8 protein-coding genes are annotated in these 9,985 nt (G+C 64.8%); all 8 read right to left on the bottom strand.

From position 1 onward, the window contains the following. A partial coding sequence (locus tag FHD68_RS06800) for a GTP-binding protein (protein WP_242679605.1) occupies nucleotides 1–133 on the bottom strand: 133 nt, incomplete at its 3' end. A gap of 61 nt (nucleotides 134–194) precedes the next feature. Then, a complete protein-coding gene (fusA, locus tag FHD68_RS06795) occupies nucleotides 195–2,318 on the bottom strand; it encodes an elongation factor G (RefSeq protein ID WP_045981370.1) in 2,124 nt (707 codons plus the stop codon). A gap of 18 nt (nucleotides 2,319–2,336) precedes the next feature. After that, nucleotides 2,337–2,807, bottom strand: a complete 471-nt coding sequence (rpsG, locus tag FHD68_RS06790) for a 30S ribosomal protein S7 (protein ID WP_042252807.1) — start codon at nucleotides 2,805–2,807, stop codon at nucleotides 2,337–2,339. A gap of 12 nt (nucleotides 2,808–2,819) precedes the next feature. After that, on the bottom strand, nucleotides 2,820–3,191 hold the full coding sequence (gene rpsL, locus FHD68_RS06785) for a 30S ribosomal protein S12 (protein WP_042252808.1): 372 nt from the start codon (nucleotides 3,189–3,191) through the stop codon (nucleotides 2,820–2,822). 255 nt (nucleotides 3,192–3,446) lie between these two features. Next, nucleotides 3,447–4,262 carry a glycosyltransferase gene (locus tag FHD68_RS06780; protein WP_045981371.1) on the bottom strand — a complete coding sequence of 272 codons (816 nt, stop codon included), beginning with the start codon at nucleotides 4,260–4,262 and terminating at the stop codon, nucleotides 3,447–3,449. Continuing rightward, the gene (locus FHD68_RS06775) at nucleotides 4,262–5,200 is read right to left on the bottom strand and encodes a DMT family transporter (protein WP_127899137.1); all 939 of its coding nucleotides are present in this window, start codon (nucleotides 5,198–5,200) and stop codon (nucleotides 4,262–4,264) included. The genes FHD68_RS06780 and FHD68_RS06775 overlap by 1 nt, the downstream gene beginning before the upstream one ends. Nucleotides 5,201–5,244: 44 nt before the next feature. Continuing rightward, entirely contained in the window at nucleotides 5,245–5,616 is a 372-nt protein-coding gene (locus tag FHD68_RS06770) for a hypothetical protein (protein ID WP_045981372.1), read from the bottom strand. A 114-nt stretch (nucleotides 5,617–5,730) separates the two neighbouring features. Next, nucleotides 5,731–9,969, bottom strand: coding sequence for a DNA-directed RNA polymerase subunit beta' (rpoC, locus tag FHD68_RS06765; protein ID WP_045981373.1), 4,239 nt, complete (start codon nucleotides 9,967–9,969; stop codon nucleotides 5,731–5,733). Between the last annotated feature and the right edge of the window lie 16 nt (nucleotides 9,970–9,985).

Below are 9,985 nucleotides of genomic sequence, written 5' to 3'. Positions count from 1 at the left end.
TCTGGTCATAGGCGCGGAATTCGCCGAAGTACTTCGTGATGGCCGCCGTCAGCGTCGTCTTGCCGTGGTCAACGTGGCCGATCGTGCCGATGTTGACGTGCGGTTTGTTCCGTTCAAACTTTGCCTTTGCCATGGAATGGCTCCTTGTTCTTCAATGCTTGTAAAGTGGCGGGGCGTGACGCCCCGCCGCAAGATCAGGCGTATTTCTTCTGGATCTCGTCCGAGATGTTCTGCGGAACGGCCTCGTAGTGGTCGAACTGCATCGAGAACACAGCACGGCCGGACGACATCGAACGCAGGTTGTTGATGTAGCCGAACATGTTGGCCAGCGGCACGAAGGCGTCGATGACGTTCGCGTTGCCGCGGCTGTCCTGCCCCCGGACCATGCCACGACGGCTGGTCAGGTCGCCGATGATCGAACCGGTATACTCTTCCGGCGTGACGACCTCGACCTTCATGATCGGCTCCAGCAGCTTGGCGCCGGCCTTGCGCAGGCCTTCGCGCATCGCGGCACGGGCCGCGATCTCGAACGCCAGGACCGAGGAGTCGACGTCGTGGAACGCACCGTCCGTCAGCGCGACCTTGAAGTCGATGACCGGGAAGCCTGCCAGCGGGCCCGAGTCCATGACGGACTTGATGCCCTTCTCGACGCCGGGGATGTATTCCTTCGGCACCGCACCGCCCACGATCTTCGATTCGAACGAATAGCCTTCGCCCGGCTCGGTCGGGGTGATGGTCAGCTTGATGCGGGCGAACTGGCCCGTACCACCGGTCTGCTTCTTGTGCGTGTAGTCGATGTCGGCCGACTGCGAGATGGTCTCGCGATAGGCCACCTGCGGCGCACCGATGTTCGCCTCGACCTTGAACTCGCGCTTCATGCGGTCGACCAGGATGTCGAGGTGAAGCTCGCCCATGCCCTTCATGATCGTCTGGCCCGATTCAAGATCGGTTTCCACACGGAAGGACGGGTCTTCCGCCGACAGGCGCTGAAGGGCCAGGCCCATCTTCTCCTGGTCGGCCTTCGACTTGGGCTCGACGGCGATCTCGATCACCGGCTCGGGGAAGGTCATGGTCTCCAGGACCACCGGCTTGGCCGGATCGCACAGGGTGTCGCCCGTGGTGGTGTCCTTCAGACCGGCCAGCGCGATGATGTCGCCTGCAAAGGCCTCCTCGATCTCCTCGCGGTTGATCGAGTGCATCATCATCATGCGGCCGACGCGCTCGCGCTTGCCCTTGGTGGCGTTCAGCAGCTGATCGCCCTTCTTCATCACGCCCGAATAGATGCGCGTGAAGGTCAGCGAGCCGACGAACGGGTCGTTCATGATCTTGAACGCCAGGCCCGAGAAGGGCATCGCATCGTCCGCACGGCGTTCGATGTTGCGCGTCTCGGTCTCGTCGCCCGGGGTGAAGCCCATGTAGGCCGGCACGTCCAGCGGGTTCGGCAGGAAGTCGATGACCGCGTTCAGCAGGGGCTGCACGCCCTTGTTCTTGAACGCCGAACCTGCGGTGACGGGGAAGAACGACAGCGACAGCGTGCCCTTGCGGATCAGCGCGCGCAGCGTCTCCTCGTCGGGCTCGTTGCCCTCCAGGTAGGCTTCCATGGCGGCGTCGTCCATCTCGACGGCCAGCTCGATCATGTTCGAGCGCCACTCGTCGGCCAGGTCCTTCAGCTCGTCACGGATGGGCTTGCGGACCCAGGACGCGCCCAGATCTTCGCCTTCCCACACCCACTCTTCCATCTTGATCAGGTCGACGATGCCTTCCAGCTTGTCCTCGGCGCCGATCGGCAGGGCGATCGGGCAAGGGATGCCGCCGGTGCGGTCCTTGATCATACGGACGCAGTTGAAGAAGTCCGCGCCGATCTTGTCCATCTTGTTGACGAACACGATCCGCGGAACCTTGTAGCGGTCGGCCTGACGCCAGACGGTCTCGGTCTGCGGTTCGACGCCGGCGTTGGCGTCCAACAGACAGATCGCGCCGTCCAGAACCGCCAGCGAACGCTCGACCTCGATGGTGAAGTCCACGTGGCCGGGGGTGTCGATGATGTTGAAGCGGTACTTCGTGTCCGAAGTCCCCTCGGTGGTGGGGTCTTCCTGACGCTGCCAGAACGTGGTGGTCGCGGCAGACGTGATCGTGATGCCGCGCTCCTGCTCTTGCTCCATCCAGTCCATGGTCGCAGCGCCGTCATGCACTTCGCCGATCTTGTGCGACTTGCCGGTGTAGTAAAGGATGCGCTCGGTCGTCGTCGTCTTGCCGGCATCGATGTGGGCCATGATGCCGAAGTTGCGATAACGCGGAAGCTGATATTCGCGTGCCATGAAGTGGATCCTTTCGCCTTACCAGCGGTAGTGGCTGAACGCCTTGTTGGCGTCGGCCATCTTGTGCGTGTCTTCGCGCTTCTTGACGGCGGTTCCGCGGCCGTTGACGGCATCGGACAGCTCGCCCGCAAGGCGCTCTTCCATCGTGTTCTCGTTGCGCTTGGCCGCGGCCGTGATCAGCCAGCGGATGGCCAGCGCCTCGCGGCGGATCGGACGGACTTCGACCGGGACCTGGTACGTGGCACCACCGACGCGGCGCGAACGCACCTCGACGGACGGCTTCACGTTTTCCAGCGCCTCGTGGAAGACCTCGATGGGCTCGCGCTTGAGGCGGGTCTCGACGCGCTCCAGCGCGTTGTAGACGATCCGCTCGGCAATCGACTTCTTGCCGTCAACCATCAGGTTGTTCATGAATTTGGTCAGCACGCGATCGCCATACTTGGCGTCGGGCAGGACATCGCGCTTCTCAGCGGCGTGACGACGTGACATGGATGCCTCTCCTTACTTCGGACGCTTCGCGCCGTATTTCGAACGACGCTGACGACGGTCTTTGACGCCCTGGGTATCCAGCACACCGCGCAGGATGTGGTAACGGACACCCGGAAGGTCCTTGACGCGGCCGCCGCGGATCAGCACGACGCTGTGTTCCTGCAGGTTGTGCTTTTCGCCCGGGATGTAGGAGATGACCTCGAAGCCATTCGTCAGGCGGACCTTGGCCACCTTACGCATAGCGGAGTTCGGCTTCTTCGGCGTCGTGGTGTAGACGCGCGTGCAGACACCGCGTTTCTGCGGGCAGCCCTGAAGGTGCATGGATTTAGACCGCTGCACTCTCGGCTGCCGCGGCTTGCGGATCAGCTGTTGGATCGTCGGCATTCGGTTCCCCGTCTTGCTCTGTCAATACTCGCAACCCACCGGTTGCGCCGCTTCTCGACGGCATCCTGCGCGAATCGCAAAATGCCAAGCCCGTCCCGCCCATAAAGGGCTGACGGGCATAATTCCAGAGGATCGAGGCTGTTCTGCCCGGACCCTGACCTCACAGGTTCTGGCACCCGATGCGGTTTCCCGCCGGGTCGCGTGGTCATAGGGGGAATCCCCGCCCCTGTCAACAAGCCCCCATGGCCCTGCGGCCTAGCCCAGGCTGCGCGCCAGCGCGGCCAGATCCGCCCGGCGCAGGCCGAAACGGCTGCGCAGCAGCCTGTTCATCGTGCCCTCCTCGGGCTGCCAGGGCAGGCCCGGCCCCATGTCGCCGGAATCGCTGTCGGCATGAATCGAGCGGATGAACATCAGGGGTCGCGTCACCTGAACCCCCGGCATCCACTGCGCCAGCTTGGTGTGGTTGAAATGCAGCGCCGTCCGCGGTGCGTCGGGCGCCAGGAAGATTGTCAGCGCAACCCCCATGTTGTGACAGATCCGCGGGGTGATCTTCAGCTGACCGTCGCGCGCCGCGATGATCAGGCCGCGCCCATAGTCCAGCGACAGCTTGCCCTCGACCTGCCACAGCGGGCTGACGCGCGCAAAATCGGCGCGCGCGCGGGCGATGTAATCGACAGCCACCGCATCGTCGTCGTCATGGCGGAAATGACCGATCACCTGCGCATCCGGGTCCAGATGCGGCGCCACCGCCGCGTGACAGGCCTCCAGGTGATAGTCCATCGCCGGCACCAGCGACAGGCGCAGCTGCGGCACCCGGTCGCACAGGTCGCGCAGCTGGCCCAGCCAGGGTTCGGGCAGGTCCGGCCCGGTCATGATCACCAGCGTGAAGTCTGGATCAGTCTGCGCCAGCCAACCCGGCAGGGCCACGGTCTGGAACCACAGCCAGCGCCGGGCCAGCCGGTCGGGATCGTACAGATAGGCACGGCGCGCCGCGATGCTGTCATGTTCGACCTGATAGCCGCGCAGTCCCAGATAAGAAAAGCGGCACAGTCCCAGCATCTGCACCCGCATCAGCGCCGCCGTCCCAGTTGAGCCTCGCGCCAGATGGTATAGATGCCCGCCCCCACGACAAGGGCCGATCCGACCCAGGTCCAGAGGTCCGGCCAGTCGCCGAAGATCACCAGTCCCAGAAAGATGGCCATCAGCAGCGAGGTATAGCGGAAGGGCGATACGGCCGCGATCTCTCCGACGCGCATGGCGGCCACGGCGCACAGGTAACCGACGGTCAGGAAGGCGCTGCCCAGGGCCAGCAGGGCAAGGTGCCACAGCTGCGGCATCACCCAGCCCTGCCCCAGGCTGAGGACGAACCCGGTCAGCGTGACCAGCACCGCGCCATAGAACGCGATGGTGTTCGAACTGATGTCGCGCCCGAACTGGCGCGTCGACAGGTCGCGCACCGCGACCAGCAGCATCGCCCCAAGCGCGACCAGCGACCAGATGCCGAACGTGCCGCTGCCCGGACGCAGGATGATCAGCACACCCAGCATGCCCACCCCCACCGCCAGGATGCGCCGCCAGCCCAGGGTCTCCTTGAAGAACAGCGCCGCCCCCAGCATCACCACCAGCGGCAGCGACTGCATCACCGCCGTCAGGTCGCCGATGGCCATGCGCTGCAGCGCGTTCAGGAACAGCAGGGTCGAGCCGATCTCTCCGACCAGCCGCAGGACCATCGGCGCGCGGGCGGGGGCCGGAATGCGCAGCCGCAGGCCCCCCGCACGCTGCGCGAGGATCATCAGGGCCAGCAGCACGAACACCCCCCGCAGCGTGATCGCCTGGTACAGCGGAATGTCCTGGACCACGAACTTGATGATCGCATCGTTGCAGGTGAACCCCATCATCGACAGCGTCATCAGCCCTGCCCCGCGCAGGTTGTCGCCCGGTTGTAGCGGTTCTGGCCGGATCGAGGCGGGCCGCGTGCGGCGCAGCGGGGACATCAGGGGCGTGGACATGGCGGCTTTCCGGAACAGGATGGCAGGGGGCTTGCGGCGACGGGTCAGGCCGCCGGAGGATCCCCGCTGTCGGCATCCTGCGCGGGGTGCCGCAACCGCCCTGCCCGTGCGGGACGCGGTGCGGGCACGGATGTCGGCTGCGCCTTGGACCGGTCGATCGACACTCGCGCATCGGCATTGCCGACAGTGACAGGATGCTGACGCAACAGGCCCCGATCGGCCTGATTGCCGACTCCGCCATCGGTGTCACACACGGAAGGCTGGACCATGCCGACAATCGGACGACGCTGGCCCTTCCGCATCGTGAGGGGTTCGGAATGGCGGCCCATGCGGGCCTGGGCGTCTCGTGCCACGATCTGCAACCCGCCCTGCACCGGCAGGGGGAAACGGCACAGACCCAGGGCTTGCATGCGCATCACGGTTCCTTGAACGGCAGATGCAGTATGTGCAGCCCGCAAGGGCGGTCAACCCAAAAGACAAAGGCCCGGCACTGGGTGCCGGGCCTTTGCATCATCAGTCAGGCGTCGCGATCAATCGTCGCTGCCGTCCTGCGGCAGATCCACCGGATCGGCCGCCGGGGTGGCGAAGGACGGCTCGGGCGCGGCCAGGGCTGCGGCAGCCTCGGCCTCGGCGCGGCGTGCCTCGATCACCTCGGCGTCGCGTTCGGTCGCGATGCGGCGAACGCGCGTGGTCGCACCACCGGTGCCCGCCGGGATCAGGCGGCCCACGATGACGTTCTCCTTGAGACCGACCAGCTTGTCGCGCTTGCCTTGGACGGCAGCCTCGGTCAGCACGCGGGTCGTCTCCTGGAAGGAGGCGGCCGAGATGAAGCTGCGGGTCTGCAGGCTGGCCTTGGTGATGCCCAGCAGGACAGGCTCGCCCGTGGCGGGACGTCCGCCGCGTGCCTCGATCTTGGCGTTCTCCTCGACGAACTCGTCACGCTCGACGTTCTCGCCCTTCAGCAGCGTGGTGTCGCCGCCGTCCAGGATCTCGATCTTCTGCAGCATCTGGCGAACGATCACCTCGATGTGCTTGTCGTTGATCTTCACGCCCTGCAGTCGATAGACGTCCTGCACCTCGTCGATGAGATAGTCGGCCAAGGCCTCGATCCCCATGATGCGCAGGATGTCATGCGGCGCAGGATTGCCGTCCATGATGTAGTCACCCTTCTGCACGAAGTCGCCTTCCTGCACCGGGATGTGCTTGCCTTTCGGCACCATGTACTCGACGGGGGTCAGACCCTCCTCGGACGGCTCCAGCGTGATGCGGCGCTTGTTCTTGTAGTCCTTGCCGAAGCGGACATAGCCGTCGATCTCGGCGATGATCGCGTGATCCTTGGGACGACGCGCCTCGAACAGTTCCGCCACGCGCGGCAGACCACCGGTGATGTCCTTGGTCCGCGCGCCTTCGCGCGGGATGCGGGCCACCACGTCGCCGGGCTTGATCTCCTGGCCGTCCTCGATCGACAGCACGGCATCCACCGACATCGGATAGCTGACCGGGTTGCCCTGGTCGTTGCGCACCGGTTCGCCGTTGGCGTCCATGATGATGATCTCGGGCTTGAGGTCGTTGCCCTTGGGGGCCGACCGCCAGTCGGTGACGATCTTCTGGGTCATGCCCGTCGCATCGTCGGTCTCGTCGCGGACCGAGATCCCCGACAGCAGGTCGACGAACTTGGCGATGCCGCCCTTCTCCGCGATGATCGGCAGGGTATAGGGGTCCCATTCGAACAGCTTCGCGCCGCGGATGACCCGCTCGCCTTCCTTCACGAACAGCTTGGAGCCGTAGAACAGCTTGTGGCTGGCGCGCTCCTGCCCCTGATCGTCCATGACCAGAATCTGCATGTTGCGCGACATCACGACCTGCTCGCCATTGGCGTTTTCCAGGATGCTCTCGTTGCGGAAGGCGATCGTACCCTCGTGCGAGGCGGCCTGGAACGACTGCTGGCCACCCTGCGCGATGCCGCCGATGTGGAAGGTCCGCATCGTCAGCTGGGTGCCCGGTTCGCCGATCGACTGCGCGGCGATGATGCCGACAGCCTCGCCGATGTTGACCAGCGTGCCGCGGGCCAGATCGCGGCCATAGCACAGCGCGCAGATCCCGTCCTCGGATTCGCAGGTCAGCGCCGAACGGATGCGCACGGACTGCACGCCCGCCGCCTCGATGGCGTCGGCCTTGCGTTCGTCGATCACCTCGTTGGCGCGGACGATGATCTCGTCCTCGCCCGGCACCAGCACGTCCTCGGCCGCGGTCCGGCCTAGCACGCGCTCGGCCAGCGGGCTGATGACCTCGCCGTCGTTCACGGCGGCGGATGCGGTGATCGCGCGCTCGGTTCCGCAGTCATGCTCGCGGATGATGCAGTCCTGGGCGACGTCGACCAGACGACGCGTCAGATAGCCCGAGTTCGCGGTCTTCAACGCGGTGTCCGACAGACCCTTCCGGGCGCCGTGGGTCGAGTTGAAGTATTCAAGAACGGTCAGACCTTCCTTGAAGTTCGAGATGATCGGCGTCTCGATGATCTCGCCCGACGGCTTGGCCATCAGGCCCCGCATGCCGCCCAGCTGCTTCATCTGGTTGACCGAACCCCGCGCACCGGAATGCGCCATCATGTAGACAGAGTTCGGCTCCATCTCGGCGCCGTTCTCGTCGCGCTTGTTGGCCGAGATGGTGGACATCATGGCCTCGGTCACGCGGTCGTTGCACTTCGACCAGGCGTCCACGACCTTGTTGTACTTCTCGCCCTGGGTGATCAGGCCGTCCAGATACTGCTGTTCGAACTCCTTCACCTGCTCCTGGACCTCGCCGACGATGGTCCACTTGGTGTCGGGCACGACCATGTCGTCCTTGCCGAAGCTGATGCCGGCACGGAAGGCCTCGCGGAAGCCCAGACCCATGATCTGGTCGCAGAAGATCACCGATTCCTTCTGGCCGCAGTAGCGGTAGACGGTGTCGATGACGACCTGCACGTCCTTCTTGCGCAGCAGGCGGTTGACCAGCTCGAACGGCGCCTTGGCGTTCAGCGGCAGCAGACCGCCAAGCCGCAGGCGGCCCGGGGTGGTCTCGAAACGCTTCCAGACCTCGTTGCCGTTCTGGTCGATCTGCTTCAGGCGCGCCTGGATCTTGGCGTGCAGATGCACCTCGCCGGCGGCCAGGGCATGCTCGACCTCGTCGATGTTGGCAAAGGCCATGCCCTCGCCCTTCATGCCGTCACGCTGCATCGAGACGTAGTACAGGCCCAGGATCATGTCCTGCGACGGCACGATGATCGGCGCGCCGTTGGCGGGCGACAGCACGTTGTTCGTCGACATCATCAGGACGCGCGCTTCCAGCTGCGCCTCCAGCGACAGGGGCACGTGCACGGCCATCTGGTCGCCGTCGAAGTCGGCGTTGAAGGCCGAACAGACCAGCGGGTGCAGCTGGATCGCCTTGCCCTCGATCAGGATCGGCTCGAATGCCTGGATGCCAAGACGGTGCAGCGTGGGCGCACGGTTCAGCAGGACCGGGTGCTCGCGGATGACCTCGTCCAGGATGTCCCAGACTTCGGGGCGCTCCTTCTCGACCAGCTTCTTGGCCTGCTTGACGGTGCTGGACAGACCCTTCGCCTCAAGCCGCGAATAAATGAACGGCTTGAACAGCTCCAGGGCCATCTTCTTCGGCAGGCCGCACTGATGCAGCTTCAGCTCGGGACCGGTCACGATGACCGAACGACCCGAAAAGTCGACGCGCTTGCCCAGAAGGTTCTGGCGGAAGCGGCCCTGTTTGCCCTTCAGCATGTCGGACAGCGACTTCAGCGGGCGACGGTTGTTCCCGGTGATGACGCGGCCGCGACGGCCGTTGTCGAACAGCGCGTCGACCGATTCCTGCAGCATGCGCTTTTCGTTGCGCACGATGATGTCGGGCGCACGCAGCTCGATCAGCCGCTTGAGGCGGTTGTTGCGGTTGATGACGCGCCGATACAGGTCGTTCAGGTCCGACGTGGCGAACCGGCCGCCGTCCAGCGGGACCAGCGGGCGCAGTTCCGGCGGAATGACCGGGATCACGGTCAGGACCATCCATTCCGGACGGTTGCCCGATTCCAGGAAGCTCTCGACGATCTTCAGGCGCTTGATGATCTTCTTCGGCTTCAGCTCGCCGGTGGCGGCCTTCAGGTCCTCGCGCAGCTGGTCGGCGGTCGCCGCCAGGTCGATGTTCGACAGCATCGCACGGATGGCCTCGGCACCGATATCCGCCTGGAAGGCGTCGGCACCGAAGTTGTCCTGCGCGTCCAGGAACTCTTCCTCGGACAGCAGCTGGCCATAGGTCAGGTCGGTCAGACCCGGCTCGATAACGACATAGTTCTCGAAGTAGAGGATCCGCTCCAGATCGCGCAGCGTCATGTCCAGCATCAGGCCGATGCGCGACGGCAGCGACTTCAGGAACCAGATATGCGCGACCGGCGCGGCCAGTTCGATATGGCCCATCCGCTCGCGGCGGACCTTCTGCAGGGTCACCTCGACGCCGCATTTCTCGCAGACCAGGCCGCGATACTTCATGCGCTTGTACTTGCCGCACAGGCACTCATAGTCCTTGATCGGACCAAATATGCGCGCGCAGAACAGGCCGTCACGCTCGGGCTTGAACGTGCGGTAGTTGATGGTCTCGGGCTTCTTCACCTCGCCGAAGGACCAGGCCAGAATTTCTTCGGGCGAGGCCAGCGAGATCTTGATTTCATTGAACTGCCGCGGCGGGGCCAGCGGGTTCAGGGGGTTGGTGGCGAGTTCCTGGTTCATTCTCAATTCCTAATGA

The organism is Paracoccus marcusii (genome assembly GCF_006151785.1).
Lineage (GTDB): Bacteria > Pseudomonadota > Alphaproteobacteria > Rhodobacterales > Rhodobacteraceae > Paracoccus > Paracoccus marcusii.
This window is presented reverse-complemented; position numbering and strand designations above follow the sequence as displayed.

Bases quoted from the DNA above. Each gene is read 5' to 3' on its own strand.
- FHD68_RS06780 (WP_045981371.1), bottom strand. From the start codon at position 4,262: ATGCGGGTGCAGATGCTGGGACTGTGCCGCTTTTCTTATCTGGGACTG.
- rpsG (WP_042252807.1), bottom strand. From the start codon at position 2,807: ATGTCACGTCGTCACGCCGCTGAGAAGCGCGATGTCCTGCCCGACGCC.
- fusA (WP_045981370.1), bottom strand. From the start codon at position 2,318: ATGGCACGCGAATATCAGCTTCCGCGTTATCGCAACTTCGGCATCATG.
- FHD68_RS06770 (WP_045981372.1), bottom strand. From the start codon at position 5,616: ATGCGCATGCAAGCCCTGGGTCTGTGCCGTTTCCCCCTGCCGGTGCAG.
- FHD68_RS06775 (WP_127899137.1), bottom strand. From the start codon at position 5,200: ATGTCCACGCCCCTGATGTCCCCGCTGCGCCGCACGCGGCCCGCCTCG.
- rpoC (WP_045981373.1), bottom strand. From the start codon at position 9,969: ATGAACCAGGAACTCGCCACCAACCCCCTGAACCCGCTGGCCCCGCCG.
- rpsL (WP_042252808.1), bottom strand. From the start codon at position 3,191: ATGCCGACGATCCAACAGCTGATCCGCAAGCCGCGGCAGCCGAGAGTG.